Origin of the sequence: Nocardia sp. NPDC051981, from assembly GCF_040680715.1 — a bacterium.
In the GTDB taxonomy this organism is placed as follows: Bacteria; Actinomycetota; Actinomycetes; order Mycobacteriales; family Mycobacteriaceae; genus Nocardia.
On the sequence record NZ_JBFAXK010000020.1, the window covers coordinates 132039 to 153117 of the forward strand.

The 21079-nt window shown below is 69.3% G+C and carries 18 protein-coding genes, 1 rRNA gene, 2 pseudogenes and 1 riboswitch; of the genes and pseudogenes, 5 read left to right on the forward strand and 16 right to left on the reverse strand.

The genetic code is table 11. The features are described 5' to 3' along the window. Positions 1-148 precede the first annotated feature (148 nt). A complete protein-coding gene (locus AB0L60_RS29720; protein WP_364620420.1) occupies positions 149-1150 on the reverse strand; it encodes a membrane dipeptidase in 1002 nt (333 codons plus the stop codon). A gap of 115 nt (positions 1151-1265) precedes the next feature. Between AB0L60_RS29720 and AB0L60_RS29725 the strand changes: the two genes are divergently transcribed. From AB0L60_RS29725 to AB0L60_RS29735, 3 genes and pseudogenes are all read left to right on the forward strand, one after another. Beyond that, positions 1266-3314, forward strand: a complete 2049-nt coding sequence (locus AB0L60_RS29725) for a prolyl oligopeptidase family serine peptidase (protein ID WP_364620423.1) — start codon at positions 1266-1268, stop codon at positions 3312-3314. A gap of 19 nt (positions 3315-3333) precedes the next feature. Next, positions 3334-3666 (forward strand): annotated as a pseudogene (locus AB0L60_RS29730) (cyclic nucleotide-binding domain-containing protein); the annotation flags it as partial. A 75-nt stretch (positions 3667-3741) separates the two neighbouring features. Then, a pseudogene (locus AB0L60_RS29735) lies at positions 3742-5218 on the forward strand (aspartate ammonia-lyase). Positions 5219-5231: 13 nt separating this feature from the next. Here the strand turns inward: AB0L60_RS29735 and AB0L60_RS29740 are convergent. From AB0L60_RS29740 to AB0L60_RS29780, 9 genes are all read right to left on the reverse strand, one after another. Next, positions 5232-6098 carry an alpha/beta fold hydrolase gene (locus AB0L60_RS29740; protein ID WP_364620425.1) on the reverse strand — a complete coding sequence of 289 codons (867 nt, stop codon included), beginning with the start codon at positions 6096-6098 and terminating at the stop codon, positions 5232-5234. A gap of 108 nt (positions 6099-6206) precedes the next feature. Next, complete coding sequence (locus tag AB0L60_RS29745; protein ID WP_245550798.1) at positions 6207-6839, reverse strand: TetR/AcrR family transcriptional regulator; 633 nt, start codon at positions 6837-6839, stop codon at positions 6207-6209. A gap of 712 nt (positions 6840-7551) precedes the next feature. Beyond that, the gene (locus AB0L60_RS29750; RefSeq protein ID WP_364620429.1) at positions 7552-8157 is read right to left on the reverse strand and encodes a peroxidase-related enzyme; all 606 of its coding nucleotides are present in this window, start codon (positions 8155-8157) and stop codon (positions 7552-7554) included. Beyond that, positions 8150-8599: a hypothetical protein gene (locus AB0L60_RS29755; protein ID WP_364620432.1), complete on the reverse strand. Its 450-nt coding sequence runs from the start codon at positions 8597-8599 to the stop codon at positions 8150-8152. The genes AB0L60_RS29750 and AB0L60_RS29755 overlap by 8 nt, the downstream gene beginning before the upstream one ends. Further along, the gene (locus tag AB0L60_RS29760) at positions 8596-9612 is read right to left on the reverse strand and encodes an LLM class flavin-dependent oxidoreductase (protein WP_364620435.1); all 1017 of its coding nucleotides are present in this window, start codon (positions 9610-9612) and stop codon (positions 8596-8598) included. Before AB0L60_RS29760 ends, AB0L60_RS29755 begins: the two co-directional genes overlap by 4 nt. After that, on the reverse strand, positions 9609-10358 hold the full coding sequence (locus tag AB0L60_RS29765) for an ABC transporter ATP-binding protein (RefSeq protein WP_364620439.1): 750 nt from the start codon (positions 10356-10358) through the stop codon (positions 9609-9611). Before AB0L60_RS29765 ends, AB0L60_RS29760 begins: the two co-directional genes overlap by 4 nt. Further along, complete coding sequence (locus AB0L60_RS29770) at positions 10351-11220, reverse strand: ABC transporter ATP-binding protein (protein WP_364620441.1); 870 nt, start codon at positions 11218-11220, stop codon at positions 10351-10353. The genes AB0L60_RS29765 and AB0L60_RS29770 overlap by 8 nt, the downstream gene beginning before the upstream one ends. Beyond that, positions 11201-13036 (reverse strand): ABC transporter permease, encoded by a 1836-nt coding sequence (locus AB0L60_RS29775; protein WP_364620444.1) that lies wholly within the window; start codon positions 13034-13036, stop codon positions 11201-11203. Before AB0L60_RS29775 ends, AB0L60_RS29770 begins: the two co-directional genes overlap by 20 nt. Next, positions 13037-14197 (reverse strand): ABC transporter substrate-binding protein, encoded by a 1161-nt coding sequence (locus AB0L60_RS29780; protein ID WP_364620447.1) that lies wholly within the window; start codon positions 14195-14197, stop codon positions 13037-13039. It abuts the gene before it with no gap. Between the two features lie 163 nt (positions 14198-14360). Continuing rightward, positions 14361-14477, reverse strand: a riboswitch (SAM riboswitch). A 93-nt stretch (positions 14478-14570) separates the two neighbouring features. On the opposite strand from AB0L60_RS29780, the gene AB0L60_RS29785 reads away from it, so the two are divergent. Continuing rightward, positions 14571-15053, forward strand: a complete 483-nt coding sequence (locus AB0L60_RS29785) for a dethiobiotin synthetase (RefSeq protein ID WP_364620450.1) — start codon at positions 14571-14573, stop codon at positions 15051-15053. 52 nt (positions 15054-15105) lie between these two features. On the opposite strand, the gene AB0L60_RS29790 is transcribed toward AB0L60_RS29785, so the two are convergent. Further along, positions 15106-15744 carry an HAD family hydrolase gene (locus AB0L60_RS29790; RefSeq protein ID WP_364620453.1) on the reverse strand — a complete coding sequence of 213 codons (639 nt, stop codon included), beginning with the start codon at positions 15742-15744 and terminating at the stop codon, positions 15106-15108. A 256-nt stretch (positions 15745-16000) separates the two neighbouring features. Here AB0L60_RS29790 and AB0L60_RS29795 point away from each other — a divergent pair, with 256 nt between their 5' ends. Then, entirely contained in the window at positions 16001-16849 is an 849-nt protein-coding gene (locus tag AB0L60_RS29795) for a GNAT family N-acetyltransferase (protein ID WP_364620455.1), read from the forward strand. Between the two features lie 20 nt (positions 16850-16869). Here AB0L60_RS29795 and AB0L60_RS29800 read toward each other — a convergent pair whose 3' ends face one another. From AB0L60_RS29800 to rrf, 5 genes are all read right to left on the reverse strand, one after another. After that, a complete protein-coding gene (locus AB0L60_RS29800) occupies positions 16870-17352 on the reverse strand; it encodes a MarR family transcriptional regulator (RefSeq protein ID WP_364620458.1) in 483 nt (160 codons plus the stop codon). Further along, positions 17345-17779 (reverse strand): SRPBCC family protein, encoded by a 435-nt coding sequence (locus AB0L60_RS29805; RefSeq protein WP_364620461.1) that lies wholly within the window; start codon positions 17777-17779, stop codon positions 17345-17347. The genes AB0L60_RS29800 and AB0L60_RS29805 overlap by 8 nt, the downstream gene beginning before the upstream one ends. Before the next feature lie 150 nt (positions 17780-17929). Next, positions 17930-19930, reverse strand: a complete 2001-nt coding sequence (gene fusA / locus AB0L60_RS29810) for an elongation factor G (RefSeq protein WP_364620464.1) — start codon at positions 19928-19930, stop codon at positions 17930-17932. Positions 19931-20248: 318 nt separating this feature from the next. Next, a complete protein-coding gene (locus AB0L60_RS29815) occupies positions 20249-20596 on the reverse strand; it encodes a YrdB family protein (protein WP_364620467.1) in 348 nt (115 codons plus the stop codon). Between the two features lie 180 nt (positions 20597-20776). Further along, positions 20777-20893: ribosomal RNA gene (gene rrf, locus AB0L60_RS29820) — 5S ribosomal RNA — on the reverse strand. Positions 20894-21079 lie beyond the last annotated feature (186 nt).

Genomic DNA, 21079 nt, shown 5'->3' on the forward strand with positions numbered 1-21079 from the left:
CTCACTCAGCCATCCCCCGCCCGCGTGAGACGCGGAGCACGTGAGAGCGGTCACGCCCACCGGTCTGGATGCGACCGATCAGTCCGTCGCGCCCGGTGGACCGGCCGGGATCTCCGGCGGTCCGTTGATACCGCCGAACCCGCCGCGGCTAATCCCGCCAGACCTGCCGCGCCACGCGCGCGAAATTGCCGCCGAAGACGGCCGCCCGGTCGGCGGCGGAGAAGCCGCGCGCGACCAGCGCCTCGTCCAGCCCCCGCACCCCGGACGTGCCGAGCAGGTCTTCCGGTGGCGCCCACTGCAATTGGCCGTAGCGCGTGTACTCCTCGGAGTAGCTGTCCGGATTGGCGGCCAGTTCGGCGTTGAAATCCTCGGCGTCGAAGGAGTAGTCGGAGCCGATCCCGATGTGCTCGATGCCGACCAGTTCCGCGCCGTAGGCGATGTGGTCGGCCATGGCCTCGATGCGCCCGGCCCCGTCGGCGGGTTCGTTGCGCCCCAGGAAGATGCCGACCCCGTTGATACCGATCACGCCACCGGTCGCCGCGCACGCCTTGGCCTGGTCGTCGCCGATATTGCGCGGATGTGCCCACAGCGTCGCGAAATTCGAGTGGCTGTAGATCATCGGCACGGTCGTGGTCTCGGCGATGTCGAGTCCCGTGCGCCGCGAGCAGTGCGACCCGTCGGCGAACACCCCGACCTCGTTGAGCGTGCGGATCAGGTCGCGGCCGTAGGCGGTGAGGCCGGTGTCGTCGGTGTCGAGGCACCCGCAGCCGGCCGCGTTGGCGTGGTTGTAGGTGGGCAGCAGTGAGCGCAGGCCCAGTTCGTGGAACAGCTCGACATTGTCGAGATCACCCCCCAGCGGCCCGGCGTCCTCGAGGTCGAAGGCCAGCGCGAGGGTGGCGTCGGTCTCCGCGGTGGGGACCTCCGGCCAGGCGTCCTCGATGCTGTGCACCAGGCGGAATCGGCCGTCGGTCAGGGCATCCCGCCGGAACTGGGTGACCAGCTCGAGCGACTCGCGGGTGGATTGCGGCGCGTAGCCGATATTGACCGAGAGATACGAGCCCAGCGGGTACCGCGTCAGCTCGGTGAGGTCCGCGGTCGGCAGCAGCGGCAGGCAGCAGTGCTGTTCCCACAGCCGGGGGACATGCGACACGCCGAGGCCTCCTGGATCCGATCGGTAGCGAAACAACAATCCTACTGACCGTGCCGCGCAGTGCCCGGCACGACGTTCGCGACCGGCGAACGCGCGCCTCGGCAACAATGTGGGCATGACCGGTGTTGGACAGGGCGTGACGGATCCCTACCTGTGGCTCGAAGAGGTCGAGAGCGAACGCGCCCTGACCTGGGCGGAAGAACGTAATGCGGTGTCCAGGCAGCGGTTCGCGTCCTCGGAGCGCTTCACCGACCTCGAGGCGCGCGTGCTGGCCATGCTCGACACCGACACCCGCATCGCCTATCCGGGCCGGCGCGGCCCGTGGCTCTACAACTACTGGCGCGATCGCGAGCACCCGAAGGGCCTGTGGCGGCGCACCACCTTCGCCGAGTACGCGAAGGACGAGCCGGACTGGGAGATCCTCATCGACCTGGACGCGCTGGCGGCCGCCGAGGGCGAGAACTGGGTCTGGGGCGGTGCGGCGGTGAAGCGGCCGGAGCAGCGGCGCGCGCTCATCAGCCTCTCGCGCGGCGGCGCGGACGCCAAGGTGGTCCGCGAATTCGATATCGAGGCAAAGGCTTTCATCGCGCCCGAGGACGGCGGCTTCCACCTGCCCGAGGCCAAGTCGGACTTCGCCTGGATCGATCACGACACCCTGTACGTGGGCACCGATTTCGGTCCCGGCTCGCTGACCGACTCCGGCTATCCACGGGTGGTGAAGCGCTGGCGGCGCGGAACCCCGTTGGAGGCGGCGGAATTCGTGTACGAGGGCGAGGTCACCGATGTGGCCGTGTCCGCGGGCTATGACCGCACCCCCGGCTACGAGCGGCACTTCCTGAGCCGCGCCACCGACTTCTTCAACGAAGAGGTCTACCTGCTGGAGTCCGACGGCACGCTGCGCTTCATCGACGTGCCCACCGACGCCACCGAGACCTGGTACAAACGGTGGCTGCTGGTGCGGCTGAAGTCGCCGTGGGAGGTGAACGGCGCCACCTATCCGGCCGGTGCGCTGCTGGCCGCCGACTTCGAGGCATTCCTCTCCGGCGCACGCGATTTCGAGGTCCTGTTCACCCCCGACGCGCACACCGCGCTGCACGGCTACGGCTGGACCGAGAACCACCTGCTGCTGGTCACGCTGGAGGACGTGCAGACCAAGCTGTACGTGCTCACCCCCGGCCCCGACGGCTGGACCCGCGAGCCGCTGGCCGACACCCCGGCCATGGCCAGCACCAGCATCATGAACCTGGACCGCCTCGACGGCGGCGACGAATTCATGCTCTCCACCAGTGGTTTCACCCGCCCGGCCACGCTGATGTCGGGCTCGGTGGGCGGCAGCGTGGAGGTGCTCAAGCAGGAGCCGGGCTTCTTCGACGCCGACGGCATCGTGACCGAGCAGTTCTTCGCGCAGTCCGACGACGGCACCCAGATCCCGTATTTCGTGATCCGCCACCGCGATCGGCAGGGCTCCCCGGGCCCGACCGTGATGTCCGGTTACGGCGGGTTCGAGGTCTCCCGCACCCCCAGCTACAGCGGCATGGTGGGGATGGGCTGGCTGGAGCGCGGCGGCACCTACGTCATGACCAATATCCGCGGCGGCGGCGAATACGGCCCGGAATGGCACACCTCGGTGCTGAAGGCCAACCGGCACAAGGCATTCGAGGATTTCGCGGCCGTGGCACGGGATCTGGTGGCGCGGGGCATCACCACGCCCGGGCAGCTGGGCGCGGTGGGCGGCAGCAATGGCGGCCTGCTCATGGGCGTCATGCTGACCCGGTACCCGGAGCTGTTCGGGGCCATCGTGTGCCAGGTGCCGCTGCTGGATATGCGGCGCTACCACCTGCTGCTGGCGGGCGCGTCCTGGATCGCCGAGTACGGCGACCCGGACAAGCCGGAGGAGTGGGAGTACCTCGCGAAGTACTCGCCGTACCAGAACACCAGCCCGGACCGGCAGTATCCGCCGATCCTGCTCACCACCTCCACCCGCGACGACCGCGTGCACCCTGGCCATGCGCGAAAGATGGCCGCGCGCTTGGCATCCGAGGGCCACGACGTCTGGTACTACGAGAACATCGAGGGCGGCCACGGCGGCGCGGCGGACAACAAGCAGTCCGCCTTCCAGGCAGCGATAATCTACGAGTTCTTCACCCAGCAGCTGATGGACTGACCGCTCGCGAGGAGCCGACGTGGACCCACTGGACGAGCTGATCGAGACCACCGCCGCGGCCACCGGGCTGGATCCCGACGATGTCCGGGCCTTCGCCGCCACCGCCCACCGGCGCGAATATCCGGCCGGCGCAACCCTCTTCCACGAGGCCACCCCGCGGGAGTGGGCGGGCATCGTGGTCGAGGGCGAGGTCCAGATCATCTCCGGGCTCACCGGTCAGGAGATCCAGCTCGCGCGCCTGGGCCCCGGCAGCCTGGTGTCCGAGGTCGCGCTGGTGGACGACACCCCGCACACCGCCAGCGGCCGCACCCGCGACGGGGCGGTGGTGCTCGTGGTGCCCCGGGCCACCCTGCGGGAACTGGCCGGGCTGCACCCGGATCGCTACTACCGCATCGTCTCCCGCGTCGCCGGGCTCATCGCCCACCGCATGCGGACCGTCTCCGAGCGGCTGGCGGCGGCGATCGCGGCCCGGCAGCCGCTGGGCGGCATTCGCACCGAACACGATTCGCTCGGCACCCGGGAACTGCCCGCCGAGGCGTACTACGGCGTGCAGACCCTGCGTGCGATGGAGAACTTCCCGATCTCGGGCGTGAAGCTGCGCCGGTTCGGGCACCTGGTGTCCGCGCTGGCCTACGTGAAGAAGGCCGCCGCACTGGCGAACGCGGAACTCGGGTCGATCACGCAGGAGAAGGCAACGGCCATCATCGGCGCCTGCGACGAGCTGCTGGAGCCCGGCAGCCCGGCGGCGGTTCGGCTGCGCGAAGACTTCATGGTCGACATGGTGCAGGGCGGCGCGGGCACCTCGACCAATATGAACGCCAACGAGGTCATCGCCAACCGCGGCCTGGAGCTGATGGGGCATCACAAGGGCGAGTACCGCTACCTGCACCCCAACGACGACGTGAACTGCTCGCAGTCCACCAATGACGTCTACCCGACCGCGGTGAAGCTCGGCGTGTACCTGTCGCTGCAGGACGCCGCCGCGGCATTGACGGAACTGCGGAATGCCCTGCGGGCCAAGGCGGTCGAATTCGGCGACGTCATCAAGGTGGGCCGCACCCAGCTGCAGGACGCCGTCCCCATGACCCTGGGCCAGGAGTTCGGCGCGTACGCGGTGATGATCGGCGAGGCCATCAGCCATTTGCAGCGCATCGGGCAGGATCTGCTCGCGGTGAACATGGGCGGCACCGCCATCGGCACCGGCATCACAAGCCCGCCCGGCTACGCGGCCCTGGTGACCCGCAATCTCGCCGAGATCACCGGGCTGCCCATCCGCCAGGCCGAGAACCTGGTCGAAGCCACCCAGGACTCGGGCGATTTCGTGGCGGTGTCGGGCTCCCTCGAGCGCGCGGCGGTCCAGCTGTCCAAGATCTGCAACGATCTGCGGCTGCTCTCCAGCGGCCCGCGCGCCAGGCCTGGGCGAGATCAATCTGCCCGCGGTGCAGCCGGGTTCGTCGATCATGCCGGGCAAGGTCAACCCGGTCATCCCGGAGGTGGTGAACCAGGTCTGCTTCCAGCTCATCGGCTACGACATGACCGTCACCATGGCCGCCGAGGCCAGCCAGCTGGAATTGAACATGGCCGAACCGATCATGGCCTACGACCTGCTGATGGGCCTGATGATGCTGCGCAATGCGGCCATCACCCTGACCAGCCGCTGCATCACCGGCATCACCGCCAACCGGGAACACTGCCGGGATCTGGTCGCGCACAGCATCGGCCTGGTGACCGCGCTGGTGCCCAAGCTCGGCTACGAGCGGTCGGCGGCGATCGCCAAGGAGGCGTTGCGGACCGGCGGCAGCGTCTACGACCTGGTGCTGGAGCGCAGCGCCCTGAGCAAGGACGAGCTCGACGAGCTGCTGAGCCCGGAGAAGATGACCGCGCCGCGGTCGCGCACGGTCTGAATCGGCCCGCGAATCAGCGGTCCCGGAGCCACTTTTCGACATAGTCGAGGGTGGACTCGGGATCGCTGATCCAGCCGTTGTGCCCGAGCGGGTCCGGATTGTGCCAGGTGGTGATGTCGGCCTCGGACAGCTTGGCGAGCAGCTGCCGCGCCGACCCGCGCGGGGTCAGCTCGTCGCCGGTCATGGTGATCGACAGGACCGGCAGTTTCAGCCGCCCGATGCGCTCCTCGTAGTCGATATCGGCTCCGGCGGGCTGGAATCGGCCGGTGCGGGCCAGCCGCGCCCAGTCGGCGATCAGCGCCTTCGACTGCCGGCCGAAGCCGCCCGCGGTAATGGTGTCGCCGGGCCAGAACCCGGCCAGATTGGCGGTCAGCGACAGCGCCGCGCTGCCCACCGCGGCCAGGCCCGTGTAGCCGCGGAAATGCGGCGTGCCGGAGGCGATGAGGATCAATCCGCCCAGCCGCCCGCGGATCCGGGAGGCGTACATGACGCCGAGCTGGCCACCCATGCTGTGCCCCAGCAGGTATGGCGTGCTCTCGGGGAACCGCTCGCGCACCACCTCGAACATGGCGGGGAAGTCCATGGCCACCAGTTCCTGATAGCCGTGGGTGCTCGGGACGCCAGGTTTCGGCTTACCAGCACGGGGAGGCGGAGCGGCTCCGTTTCCGCGGATCTCCAGCAGCGCCACATCGAAACCCCGGTCCGCCAATGGCTTCCCGAACAGCGAGTAGTACTCCCCCGGGACGCCCAGGCCGGGTGCGATCACCACCACGGGCCGGGGGCTGTCGGCCGTAATCGGATGCCGGTGCGGGCCTTTCGCCGGTATCAAGCGCACCGGCACCGTCGTCCCGTCGGGCATCTGGATGGGCACGGTCTCCATGATCGGCACGCTACCCGTAAAGGTCGCGCCCGTCCGCGAGGCAGCGGACGGGCGCGAAGACGGGTCGGTGGTCGGGGGGTTCGGGCGTCGGTTGACGGAGGTCCGGACTCAGGCGCTGACGGCGCCCATGATGATGCGGCGCAGCACCCGGATCACGTCGTCGAGCGGCTGGCGCGGTTCCGAACCGCTCCAGGCGTCCACCACGTAGTTCACGGCGCCGATGATGGCGAGCACGCGCATTTCGTAGTCACCGGGCGGGATTTCACCGTGCAGGGCGGCATCCTCGGCGGCGCTGGCCAGCAGCGCGCCCCAGGCACGCCGCAGTTCCAGGCGGAACTTCTCCACCTTGGGTCCCGCCCCGACGACTTCGACGAGCGCGACTCTGGCCTTGCGCGGATCTCGCCCGATGGACTCGATATAGGCGCGTACGGCGGCGTCGATGATGTCGATGGCGCTGGCGTCGGAGTGCTCGGCGATGGTGGCCGCCACGGCTTCCCGGGATTCGCGATCGATCTGCTCGTAGAGCTCGAGCAAGAGCGATTCGCGTCCGGTGAACTCCTCGTAGAACTGTCTCGAGGAGAGACCGGCGTCTTTGCAGATGGCTCCGACAGAACTATTGGCGTATCCATCGCGCGCGAACACCGTGAGCCCGGACTCCAGAAAACGCGCACGACGCTGCCGCTGCCGGTCTTCTACGGGCTGCCCGGCGTACATTCTTCCCGCGTTCGTTTCCTGTGACATTGCGCCAGACAATACCGAAGGGCCCGATCCCCTCGTCATGGATCGGGCCCTTCGTTTGAACCTTCGACTTACCGCGCGATAGCCGAAAGATGGCTCAGTGACTTCGGGCCGGGCGACGCACCCGGGACGGTGGGTATAGGCAGGGGAACCGTCCCGGGTTCGGGACGCGGGTCCGGGGGGAGAGACTCGCGGCCCGATGTCGCATTGACCCGAAAGTCACTGATCGTTTGCCGTTCAACACGATACAGAGCAGGCGTACTGGACGGAATACTTTTCTAGGATCTTTTTAGTATTAATTTGTCGGACCCCTCGCGATGCCGGGCCGGACCAGGGCGGGAGCAGTCGATGCGGGCGGAGTACCCAGCGCGATACCCACCGACACCAGGCGCGAAACCCGTCGATACGGGCATAAAAAAGGACCCGATCCCCCGTCGGAGATCGGGTCCTTCCACTTCACCCCGGCTTCCGCGCAGTAGCCGAAAGATGGCGCTCGCGTGGCTACTTGGCGGAAACGCTCGAGGAGCCGGTTGCCAGCAACTTGAGAATGGTCTGAACGAGAACATCCGAAAGGAAGTTCGCCATGGTGGTGCTCCGATCCGCCGGGGTGCCAGTGCTTTCACTGACCGTTTGCTCTCGGCACGATACCGATCCGGTACCCACGCAGGGAAGATTTCCGATGAACTTTCTAGAACTTTTTTGAGAGAGCCCTAGATTAGGCCGGGACCTCCGGCTCGCCCAGGGTGAGCATGAGCCGGTTGGCCCACGAGAACGAGGCGGCGGACAGCACCAGATCGTGCAGCTCGGCGGCGTCGAAACCCAGCTCTCGCAGCCGCTTCAGATGATCGGCGGACGCGCGCGGCGGATTGGCGGCCAGCGCGTCCACGAAATCGATGACGGCGTCCCACCTTTCGTCGATCCGCACCCCGTTGCCCTCATCCAGCAACCGCTGCACATCCGCGACACGCTTGGACAGCGCAGAAGTGAAACGTGAATGAACGGATGCGCAGTACTCACACCCGTTGTGCCGGGAGGTAACGGTCGCCGCGAGTTCGCGCTCGGCCCGGGTCAATCCCCCTCGACCGTAGAAGATCGCTCGATCATTCGCGCTGCGGTGCGCCAGCACCTCGGCATTGCGCGCGAGTAGCCGGAAGTAGGGGCCGACACCGCGATCGCCCTCGAGCAGGGGACGCTGCAACTCATCGGCATCGGCCAGCACGATGGGTTCCACCCACGGCACCCAGTCCAGCTGCTCCTGGGTGAATCCACTTGGCCGCCGGGATGTTTCGACGCTGCGCACCTCGCGCCCGGGCTCACTCATCATCCGCTCCGATCAGTCGCAGCCCGGCCAGCAGCCGGACCTGGAAGTGCACGAACCCGATGAGCTGCGCCACCGTCACGATGTCGCGCTCGGACAGGCCGGCCGCGGCCAGCGCGTCGATGTCCGCGCGGGCGAGGGCCGCCGGCGCGGAGGTCACCCGGGCGGCGTGCCGCAGCATGGCCGCCAGCACCGGATCGCCCTCCGCCGGAGTGGTTCCCAGCGCCGCGTAGTACGCCGCCAGCTCCGGCGCGCCGGCCAGCTCGGCGACGGCGACCGCCGCCGCGATCAGCCGCTCCCGTCCGACGCTCGCGGTGGCCGGGCCGTCGAGCAGCGCCTCGAATACACCCTGCGAATGTTCGATAACCTCCGGGCGTGTCGCGCGCACCGCGCGCACCGATTCGGCCCGCGCACCCAGCACGGCATCGATGACATCAGTGGTCACTGGTTGGTCCTTTCGTCGGGTCGCCAACCCAGTTGCGGCGCGACCTTGGTGGCGATGAGTTCGATGGAGCGCAGGGTGGCGGCGGGGCCCGGGTCGACCGGGTGCGCCTGCACGATGAAGTCGGTGGCGTGCCGCAGCGCCGCGTCCTCCGACAGCCGCGCCACCACCTCGTCCGGGGTTCCGATGTAGATGTCGCGCAAGACCTCGTCGACGGATTCCGCCACTTCGGGTCCGCCGTTGCGGCCGAGCTGATCCAGGAACCGGGCCGCCCCGCGCTCGGCGAGGGCAACCGCCTCGTCGTGGTCGTCGGCCACGAAAACGCCCCGGGACGCGCCGATTCGCGGTTCGGCGCCCGCGGGCAGCGCGTCGAGGTAGGCGTCGACCAGTGGCTGCTGGATCTCCCAGAGGGTGGCGCCCGGCGCGGCCGGATCACGCGGCTGGGCCTTGGACAGCAGCAGTCCGTCGCCGGCCCGCCCGGCCCGGCCCGCGCCTCCGGCCGAGAAGGTGGCCTGCCACAGGCGGTCTCGCAGCCCGGCGGCCGGCGGGTTCAGCCCACGGTCGCCGACCAGCGGTGTACCGTCCAGGGCCGCGGTCACCCGCGCGAGCTTGTTCGCGTACACCGACTGCCGATCCGCGCCGGCCAGGTCGAACAGTTCGAAGGCGTGCCACGACCCGCCCGCGCCGAACCCGAGCTCGAGCCGCCCGCCCGACAGCTGGTCCAGCACCGCCGCGTCCTCGGCGACCCGGATCGGATCCTCCAGGGCCAGCGTCACGATCGCGGTCCCGAAGCGGATGCGCGGGAAGCGGGCGGCCGCGTGGGCGAGGAACACGAACGGGGACGGCAGCCCGCCCTCGGCCGGATCCAGATGATGCTGCGCCACCCAGGCGGTGTCGTAGCCGAGCCGTTCCGCCAGCCCGATCTGCTCGAGCGCCTGCCGGTACACCGTGCCCGCGTCCTCGGCCGGATCGGTGCGGACCAGGCGGGTGAAGAAGCCGAGCCGTTGCGGGGTCATGTGGTCACCTTTCCGAGGTAGGCGTCGCGCACCGCCGGATCGCCGACGAGTTCCGCGGCCGGGCCGTGCAGCACGATCCGCCCGCTGCGCAGCACATTGGCGGTGTGCGCGATGCTCAGGGCCAGCTCCGCCTGCTGCTCGACGATCAGGATGGCCAGGCCCAGCTCCCGATTGAGCCGGGCGATCTCCTCCAGCACCCGATCGACGAACAGTGGCGACAATCCCATGGTGGGCTCATCCATGCAGATGAGGCGCGGTTTGCTCATGAGCGCGCGGGCGAAGGCCAGCATCTGCTGCTCGCCGCCGGAGAGCGTGCCCGCCCGCTGGTCGCGCCGCTCGGCCAGGCGTGGGAAGTGGTCGAACAGCTCGGCGGCGCGCGCGGCCAGCACCGCGCGGCGCTCCTTGCGGATGTAGCCTCCGACGAAGAGGTTCTCCTCGACGGTCATGGCCGGGAAGACGCGCCGGGCCTCCGGGACCGAGGCCAGCCCGGCCCGGATCCGCGCCGGCGGGGACGTCGCGCTCACGTCCGTGCCGTCGATGCGCACCACGCCGGAGGACGGTTCGAGCAGGCCGAGCGCGGTTTTCATGGTGGTCGACTTGCCCGAGGCATTGCCGCCCAGCAGCGAGACGATCTCGCCGGGCCGCACCCGCAGGGAGACCTCGTCGAGCGCCCGGGACGGGCCGTAGTGCACCACCACCCGGTCGAATTCGAGGATCGGCGTGGTGTTCTCGTCGAACTCAGACATCCGCGCCGACCTTCCCGCCGGCCCGGCTGCGCCCGAGGTAGGCCTCGATGACGCGCGGATCCGCCAGCACCTCGGCGGGCGTGCCCTGGGCGATGATGCGCCCCTCGTCGAGCACAAGCACCCGGTCGGACAGGTCGTGGACCAGGTCCATCTTGTGCTCGACCAGCAGCACCGTCTGGCCCTGGGCCTTCAATGCGGCCAGCTGCCTGCCGATTTCGGCGGTCTCGGTCTGGTTCATGCCCGCTGCGGGCTCGTCGAGGAGCAGCAGGCCGGGTTCCGCGGCAAGCGCCCGCGCGATCTCGGTGCGGCGGCGATTGGCGTAGGACAGCGTGTGGGTCGGATGGTCGGCGCGCGGCACCAGGCGTTCCTCGAACCGCGCGAGCTGCGCGTCGATCCGAGCGGCCGCCGCCCGCCGCTCGGCGCGCGCCGCCGGTGTCGGCGCCAGCGCCACCCCCAGCTCGGCGAGCAGCGAAATCCATTTCAGCACGGGCACATTCGCCAGCGCGCGCAGTGGCCGCGCGGCGCGCAGCGTGGGCTGCAAGCCGACATCGACGTTCTCGCGGACGGTCATATTGCCGAACACGCGGCCGTTCTGGAAGGTCCGGGCGATGCCCGCCGCGGCGGCCGCCTCCGGGCGACCCGGTCGAATCCTGTTGCCGTGCACCAGAACTGCCCCGGAATCCGGCCTCAGCACGCCGGAGATCAGATTGACCGTCGTCGACTTCCCGGACCCGTTGGGCCCGATGATGGAGACGAATTCACCCGGCGCGATCGAGAATTCGACCCCGTCCACGGCTCGCACGCCGCCGAAGGAGCGTCGCAGACCGGTGACCGTGAGCACGTCAGGCGTTGACCGGGACACGATTCCTCCTCACCAGAATTCCCTGTGGCCGGAACCGCACCACCAGCAGCAAGACCAAGCCGTACAACACGATTCGCCACGACGGCGCCAGCCGCAGCAGCTCCGGCACCCCGATCAGCACCACCGCGCCCAGCACCGCGCCGTAGGGCGAGGCGGTGCCGCCCAGCACCAGGATGGTCACCACCAGCAGCGACATCGGCAGGTTGAACACCGTCGGGTCGATGTAGGAGTACTGGTGTGCCAGCAGCGCGCCGCCGATGCCGGAGAAGAACGCCGCCACCGCGAAGGCCAGCGCCTTGTAGTCGCGCACCGGCACCCCCGCCGAGCGGGCGGCCACCTCGTCGGCCCCGATGGCCCGGATGGCGATCCCCAGCCGGGACCGCTGCACGCCGACGATGACCGCCAGCACGATGGCCAGCACCACCAGCTCCAGCTGGAAAATCTGAGTGTGCGTGGTGAATTCGTACCCGAACAGACTGGGCGCGGGAATCCCGAAGATGCCGTAGCTGCCGCGCGTCACCGGCTCCCAGTTGCGGATGATCGCCACCGTCACGATGCCGATGCCCAGCGTCGCGATGGCCACATAGTGCCCGCCCAGTCGCCACAGCGGCGCGGCCAGCACCGAGGAGGCCACGGCCGCGACGAGGCCCGCGGCCACGATGGCGGGCAGGAACGCCCAGCCGTGCGACACCGTCAGCACCGCCGAGGTGTACGCGCCGATGGCGATGGGACCCGCCTGCCCGATGGCCAGCTGTCCCGCCGACCCGGCCACCAGAGTCATGGAGACCGCGATGATGGCGTAGGCCAGGATCTGGGTGCCCACCGAGATGCCGTAGTCGTCCGCGATCAGCGGAATCGCCACGCCCGCAACGGCGAACGCGATCAAGGCATGCCACCAGCGCACCCGCGGTTCCCGTCCCGACCCGAGGAAGGTGCCGGTCATGGGCTCGGATTCGATGGCGGGCGGCCGGGCGAGCAGGCCACCGGGCCGCAGCACCAGGAAGATCACCAGCAGACCGAAGGTGATCAGATCCCGGTAGCCGTCACCGAACCAGTAGATGCCGAACGCCTCCACCAGGCCGAGCACGAAACCGCCGATGACCGCACCCGGAATCGACCCCAGGCCGCCGATGGTGGCGGCCACGAACCCGGTCATGCCGACGATGCCGCCGCTGGTCGGCGAGATGTTCGAGTTGTAGAGGCCGACGAAGATACCCGCCAGCCCGCCCAACCCGGAGGCGATGGCGAAGGCCAGCGACTGCACCCGGCCCACGCGGATGCCCATCTGCGCGGCGGCGTCCGGGTCCTGCGCGGTGGCGCGAATGGCCAGGCCGTGGCGGCTGTAGCGCAGGAAGGCCCACAGTCCCGCCATCACCGTGAGGGTGAGGGCGAACATGACCACATCGGAGGTGCCGAACCGCACCCCGCCGGCCCGGAAGTTGTTGGTGGGCAATACCTGCGGGAAGGGCCGGGTGTCGGGTCCGAACACCAGGGCGACCACGTTCTCGATGATCAGCCCGACCGCCACCGTCGCCAGCAGGGCGGCAATGGCGGGGGCCCGCCGCAGCGGCCGCACCGCCAGGATGTCGATGGCGACGCCGACCAGCGCCGTCGCCGCCACCACCACGATCAGCGCGGCCCACCAGGGCACGCCGTGCTGGGCGATCAGCCACCAGCCCAGCACCGAACCGAACGCGAAGATCGAGCCGTGCGCGAAGTTGATGACATTGCTGACCCCGAAGATGAGGGTGATGCCCACGGCGATGAGCGCGTACGCATTGCCGTGCACCAGACCCGCGATGAGCGTGTCGAACATCTATTTGGCGCTTCCGACCGGCACGAATTTGCCGCTGCGCAGTTCCAGCTCGATCGGCTTCACGCCGCTGGGCCGGCGCGTCTGCTGATCGAAGGCGAAGGTGCCCAGGCCGATTCCGTCGAAGTCCTTGATCTCGCGCAGGCCCTTCAGCACGCCCTCGCGGGTGGCGCCGCCGGTCTTGGCGGCCTTCACCAGCACGTTCAGCGCGTCGTAGGCGTAGACGTTGAAATCGCCCGGGTCCGTGTTGAACTTGGCCCGGAACTTGGTGACGAAACTCTGGATCTTGGGGCTCGGATCCGACGGCGTGAAGACGCCGTTCACGATGTCGCCCTCGGCCGCCGCACCCGCCAGATCGATGAACTGCGGGGTGTTCTGGCCGGCGAAGAGCTGCCCGGTGAACCCGACATCACGCAGCTGCTTGACCACCAGCGCGCCGTCCGGGCCGTAACCGAGGTGCACGAAGGCGTCCGGGTTGGCGTCGCGGCCCTTGATCAGCACCGGCCGGAAGTCCTGCGAATCCGGCAGGATGGCCGAGGAGTAGGCGATCTCGATGCCCTTCTCCTTGGCGAACTGCTCGAAGAATTTGAAAGCCTGCTTGCCCCAGTCGGTTTCGAGGTAGACGACGGAGACCTTCTTCGCCTTGGACCGCACCCACTCGGCATTGCGTTCCATGTACACGTCGAGCGTGATGGAGGGGCTCCACGAGTAATCGCCGCCCTTGGTGAAATCCACCGAGGAGTTGGTGAACCCGTACTGCACCAGCTTGCCGCGGTTATACACCGGCGAGGCCGCGATGGAGGCGGGCGAGGAGAAGTCGCCGAGCTCGGCGATGATGGACTTGTCGCCCACGAACTTGGTGGCGATCGGCACCGTCTGCTTCGGATCCGACTGCGAATCCTCCCATTTCAGCGCGACCTTCTTGCCGTCGATCCCGCCCGCCGCATTGATCTCGTCCAGGGCCAGGTCGAAGCCTTGCTGCCAGAGCCGCCCGTACTCGGCCGACCCGCCCGTCTTCGGGCCCGACACCCCGAAGTACACGGTGTCCGACTTGCTGTCCGACGACTCGTTCCCGCACGCCGACAGCAGCCCCGCCACCGCGGTCGCCGCCACCACACCCACCAACACCCGGAATCCACGTGACCCGGACCAGTTCCTGCTCATTGCTACCTCTGCACTCGTGCACCGGCACCGCGCCGGGGCATGGGGACTCGACCGCGACCGCCGAAGGCGTACGGTGCGGGAAAGAGAATCGCCCGCATGGAATTCGGGCGCTGGGCCTCAGCCGTTGGCCGGGCGGCATCCAGACATGGACCTGTGCTCCTTCGACTAGCGCTTGCGGGTCCCGCGTGGACACCGCCTGGTCGTCACCCGGGGCACCCCACCGCCGCGCGAGGGTTGCCGATCAGCGAGCCGGGGCTCGAACATGCTGATACTCGTGACCGTGGGCAGAACGGTAGCCGCGGCCACCCCGCGCCGACACCATTCGAATCACCCTGATGCCAACGACCCGTCCGCACCGACGAGAGGAAAGCCCTTGCCATCCCTGCAAATTGCCGTCTGCGGCCCCAGCACCTGCACCGACACCGAGTCCACGGCCGCCCGCGAGGTCGGCCGGCTGCTGGCCGCGGCGGGTGCGACCGTGCTGTGCGGCGGCGGTTCGGGTGTGATGGCCGCCGTCGCCGGGGGCGCTTCCGGCGCAGGTGGACTCGTCCTCGGCATCCGTCCCGACAGGGATCGTGACGCGGTCTGCCCGGGCCTGTCCGCGGCGATCTATACGAATATGGGTGAGGCGCGCAATGCGATCCTGGTGGCCTCGGCCGACGCGGTCATCGTCATCGGCGGCTCGTGGGGCACCCTGTCCGAGCTGGCATTGGCGAACCACCGCGGTATTCCGGTCGTATCACTGGGCGGCTGGCAGGTACGCGATGCCGACGGCCACACGGTCGACGCCTCGATCCCCGCCCTCGACCCCTCGCACGCCGTGGCCCTCGCCCTCGCCCCGCCGATCTATCCGTGAGCGCCCGCGCCGCGCCCGGCCGGTGCGCCGAGAACGGTTGCGAGTCAACCGGTTACACGGCGAGATGGACGGCCAGCCAGCGCGGGAACTCGGTCAGATCGCCGAGCACCACATCCGCGCCCGCGGCCGACAGCTCCTCGGCCGCATAGGGCCCGGTGGTCACCGCCACCGACACCGCGTCGGCCACCTTGGCCGCCCGCACATCGCCGAGATGATCCCCCACATAGATCGAGGCCCCGCGCTCCCGCAGCACCTCGCCCTTCTGCTCCGCCCAGGCCCCGCCGACCAACTCGTCGACGGCCAGCCCGAGATGATCGAGATGCAACTGTGCGTGCGGCCCGTTCTTCGCCGTGATCACCAGCACCCGCCCACCGGCCCGATGCACCGCCGCCAGCGCGTCGACCACCCCCGGCAGATGCTCCGCGGCGTGCACCGCCAGATCCGGATACAACTCCCGGTACATCGCGACGATCCCCGGCACCTCGTGCTCCGGAAACCACTGCGCCGCCTCATGCGCCAGCGGCGGCCCGAGCCGCGACACCACCAGCTCCGAATCGATCGCCACCCCGGTCCGGGCGGCCACCGCATCCCACACCGCCGCAATCCCCGGCCGCGAATCGATCAGTGTCATATCCAGGTCGAACCCGACCACCAGCCCACCGGCGACTGCACCCGAACGATCAACACTCACCCCCAGACCCTACGACCCACGTCCACCCACCCGACCACGGCCACACCCACTCAGGACCGCACGGCGCGATACCCACCGGCCCCGCCGACCCGACCGGTGCAGCCCGGGCCCTGAGTAGGCCGGCACCACCCGCGGTCGCCCGGACTGCGGCATTCACGGGATCCGGCAGGCCGTTCCGTGACGACCTGGGCAGCAGGCTCGCCCGGGACGGAAAATCGCGGGCCTGTCCATTGCGACCCGAATTAGGCTCGGGTGCATGCCAAGTGATCAGGGAACGCTTTTCTGTGGGACGGAGCTGGCGGCGCGGATCGAGCGGGTCGAAGCGGAGCTCATCGCGAAGGGCAGCGCGGCGGCCGCGGACCGGGTGGGAGCCGATGCGGGGTTCGTACTGCCGGTGGCGGGCGGGGTGGCGTCGCTCGCCGAGGACGGGTCGCCGCTGAACAAGGTTGCCGGGCTCGGATTCGCGGGGATACCCGAGCCGTCGGAACTCGACGAGATCGAGCGCTTGTTCGCGGCACGGAAGACGCCGGTACAGGCCGAGGTCTCGCAGCTCGGCGATCCGGGTGTCGGCGAACTCCTCACCGCGCGCGGTTATCTGCTGGTGTCGTTCGAGAACGTGCTCGGGCTGGAGCTCGGCGGCGAGCGTGCCGCGGTGGCCGCCGACGGTGTCGACGTGAAACCCAGCGGCGAGGACGAGTTCGACACCTGGCTCGAAGTGGTCGCGGAGGGGTTCGCGCATCCCGATACCCAGGGTGTGGCGCCGCACGAGGAATTTCCGGCCGATGTCATCGCCCGGGCCATGCGGGATCTCACCGGTGCGGCGGGGGTGCGGCGGTATCTGGCCCGTCGGGGCGGACGGGTGGCGGGCGGGGCGAGCATGCGCATGTCCCAGGGCGTCGCCCAGCTGACCGGCGCGGCAACCGATCCCGCGCATCGGCGGCACGGGGTGCAGTCGTCGCTGCTGTCGGTACGCCTCGCCGAGGCGACCGCGGCGGGCTGCGATATCGCGGTGGTGACCACCCAGCCCGGCTCGAAGTCCCAGCAGAATGTGCAGCGGCTGGGCTTCGGGCTGCTCTACACGCGGGCGATCCTGGTCAAGCCCTGACCAGCCCGGTCGTGCCCTGATCAGCCCGGCAGCCGGTGCGCGGCAATCGGTTTCAGGTGTTCGCGCAGCTGGTCGCCGTCGTCGCCGAAGAGCTGGGCATCGGTGTCGACGGCGGTCTGCACGCCCTGGCTCGCCAGTTCCCGTCCGGCGGAGGTCAGTTCGATGCGCAGGACCCGGGCGTCGGCCGGATCGGCGTGACGGAGGAGCAGGCCGCGCTCCTCCAGCCCCCGAATCACCTTGGACGCCATCATTCGATCTGAACCGGACATGTCGGCCACCTGCTGCTGGGTCGGCAGCTCGCCCTCCCGGCTCAGCCAGCCCGCCGAGGCCAGCAGGTTGAACTGGGTGGGGGTGAGGCCGAGCGGGCGCAGATTGCGCTCCAGCGTCGCCCGCCACTCCAGCGCGGCGTGGTGCAACCAGAAGCCCGGGCTCATGAGCGGTCCCCGCGGCACGCCATGCGCCTGCCGCGAAGTTCCCGGCGCCCGCCCCGATGATTCAGCCACGCCGTAGCGCCTCCTGCTCCAGTGCCGCGAAGGTCAGCGGCATGTCCGCGCGCATGGCCTTCTCCCAGACGAGTTTGAACAAGGGCCCGAACAGCCCGTGCACCTCGACATTCTCGGCCACCCGCACGGTGCCGTCGCCGAGGGTCTGGTAGGTGCGGTGGCCGCGCAGCTTCCCGAACGGAATACCCGCCTCGCTGGTCCACGACCGTCCCGGCTCCACGGCGACGATGGTGAACGGCCCCGCCGGCGCCCCCTTCGGCTTGACCCACCCGGTGGTCCCGGCCGCGAACTCGCCATCGATGCGGGACTTCTCCTCGTGCGGGTCCCATTCCGACCAGCGGGCCACATCGGTGGCGACCGCCCAGATCTTGTCGATGTCGCCGGTGATCACGGCCTCTTCGGTGAACGAGTACATCATGACTGCCATCTCCCCTCGGGAAATTCTGTTGTTGCGACAACAGTAACCGTAGTCGCGACAACAATCAACCCTTCCGGCGATTTCGATAGCCCCACACGACAACGGGGCCCGGTGACGGACGGCTTCGATATGCCGCCGCCACCGGGCCCCGGCCACCCCTTACGGGGCCGGGGCGTAGCCCAGCGGGCGCGTGGTGAACGTGCCCCGGCCCTGTGTGCAACTGCGCAAACGGGTTGCGTAGCCGAACAATTCGGCCAGCGGCACCGTGGCCGTCACCACCACGACGCCGGGCCGGGTGACCGAGCCGGTCACCCGGCCGCGCCGGGCGGCGAGGTCACCGAGCACCGCGCCGACATGGTCCTCCGGCACGGTCACGGTCAGCTCCACCAGCGGCTCCAGCACCGCCATGGCGCTGGCGCGCAAGCCTTCCCGCAGCCCCAGGCGGCCCGCGGTGCGGAACGCCAGCTCCGACGAATCCTTCGAATGCGTCGCGCCATCGGTGAGCGTGACCCGGACTCCGGTGACCGGATGACCCGCGAGCGGGCCCTCCGCCAGTGCGTCCCGGCAGCCGGCCGCCACCGCGCGGACGAACTCCGCCGGCACCCGGCCACCGACCACCGTCGACTCGAACTCGAATCCCGTTGCCCCGGGCTCGGATTCACGCATCGGCTGCACATCGAGCACGATGTGCGCCCACTGCCCGGCCCCGCCGTCCTGCTTGGCGTGCCGGTAGGTCAGGCCCCGGACGCCGCGCACCACGGTCTCCCGGTACGCCACCTGCGGCCTGCCCACGGTCACGCTCAGCCCGCGGTCACGGCGCAGCTTCTCCACCACGACCTCGAGGTGCAGTTCGCCCAGTCCGGCGAGCAGGGTCTGCCCGGTCTCCGGGTCGGTCCGCACCGTCAGGGACGGGTCCTCCACGGCCAGCCGGGCCAGGGCCACCGCCAGCTTCTCGGTGTCCGCGCCGGTCCTCGCCTCGACCGCCACCGACACCACCGGCTCGGTGGGAGCCGGCGGTTCCAGCAGCACCGGGGCGCCCGGCGCGCACAGGGTCGCGCCGACCCCCACGGCCTTCGGGCCGACCAGCGCGACGATGTCGCCCGCCACCGCGGTCTCGACCTCCGCGTGCCGGTCCGCCTGCACCCGCAGGATGCGCGCGACCCGCTCGCGACGACCACCACCCACGTCCAGCACGGTGTCGCCCTTCCGCAGGACACCCGAGTAGACACGCACGAAGGTGAGCCGCCCGGTCGGGGTGGCATGCACCTTGAAGGCCAGTGCCGCACACGGTTCCGCCGGATCCGCGGCTCGGACGTCGCCACCGGCCCCGACCGCGGGCCGGTCCAGCGGTGACGGCAGATACGCGACCACAGCGTCGAGCAGCGGCTCGATGCCGATATCGCGGTAGGCCGCGCCGCACAGCACCGGCACCACCTGGCCGGAGAGGGTGAGCTCCCGCAGCGCGGCGGTCAGGGTCTCGGCGGACAGGCCGGAGCGCTCGACGAACTCCTCCAGCGCTGCCGAATTCCGCTCCGCCACCGCATCTTCCAGTTCGCGCCTGCGTTGCGCCACCTCGTCCGCGAGGTGATCCGGAACCGGGCCCGCCACGAGGCCGTTCTCCCACGTGAGGGCGCGCAGGCGAACCAGATCCACCACACCCGCGAACACGTCGCCGGTGTACACCGGCAGCTGGACGAGTACCGGAACCGGATGCAGCCGTTCGCGAATCGAGGCGACCGCGGCCGTCAGGTCGGCCCCGGCGCGATCCATCTTGTTGACGAAGGCGATCCGGGGCACGCCGTAGCGGTCGGCGCGCCGCCACACCGATTCGCTCTGCGGCTCCACCCCCGCCACGGCGTCGAAAACAGCCACCGCGCCGTCCAATACCCGCAGGGACCGCTCGACCTCATCGGAGAAGTCGACGTGCCCCGGGGTATCGATGACGGTGAGCCGGTGCCCGGCCCACTCGCAGCTCACGGCCGCCGCGAAGATGGTGATGCCCCGATCCCGTTCCTGCGGATCGAAATCGGTGACGGTGGTGCCGTCGTGCACCTCGCCGCGCTTGTGGGTGATCCCGGTGAGGAACAGCATCCGCTCGGTCACCGTCGTCTTCCCGGCATCCACATGCGCGAGAATCCCGAGATTGCGAACGATTGCCAAGGATTGTCGAGAAAGGTTGGTACGCACGGTCATACGTCCTTCGTGCTGATCCGGAACAGAACAGCGCGATTCCCCCGGACAGGGCAGACGCCCCGGGGGTACTCAGTACCGGCCGCGCAGCCGGCACCGAGCCGGCGAAGACACCAGGATCACCTCGAAGCGCGGGCGGGCCACGACGACGTCGCGATGAACGCGCATGATCGGCCCCTTCCTGCTCTCGAGTTCGGCGGAACCTCCCGCTCCGCCGTGCGACCGTAACAGCGCAACGTTTTCGATGTCGCGTGAATTTCGCAGAGGCCCGGTCGAGCTCGGCCGGCGCTACATCGCCAGATGCCCGGCATGGATCACGGCCAGATTCGCGACGACCAGGACCGGGAAGGCGACCGCGGCCGACCGATGTCCCAGCTGCCAGAGCCCGGCGGCCGCACCGCCGAACACCACGAGCTTGGTGGCCACCGCCGCCACGGGGATCGAGAAACTCGCCTGCGGTGCGGCGAACACGCCCCACAGCACCATGGCGGCCAGGGCGACGCCGCCACCCAGCAGCACCTTGGCGATCCGGCCGCGACCGGTGCGCACGCCCCAGTAGGCCAGCGCGCCGACGGCGACGAGTTCCAGCACGAAGGCGAGGGTCAGGTTGACGGCCGTCCAGGCGGTGGTGATCATGTCTACTCCGAGATCGGTGCTCTCAATTAAGACCCATGATCACCCAGTGTGGGTACCGAGTCAAGAGCAGTGCTCTCGCTTTGCGATCGGAGGCGGAAATGCCAAGGGCCCGGCAGGCCGAGAAATACCCAGAAAACGCAGAAGGCCCCCAGCATGAGCTGGGGGCCTTCGCGAAGGATGTTCCGGCGGTGTCCTACTCTCCCACACCCTGTCGAGTGCAGTACCATCGGCGCAGGTGGCCTTAGCTTCCGGGTTCGGAATGGGACCGGGCGTTTCCCCACCGCTATAGCCGCCGTAACTCTATGAAACTGTCACACCCCGCGTCCCGCGGGGAAAGGGAGTATCGAGGGCCTTGCCCTCGAGCACCCATTCCCCAAGGGAACAGCAGGATCTGTGTGTTGTTTCAGATACTGCACAGTGGACGCGTAGCTTCTTTGTTGGTAAGTCCTCGGCCTATTAGTACCAGTCACCTACATCTGTTAC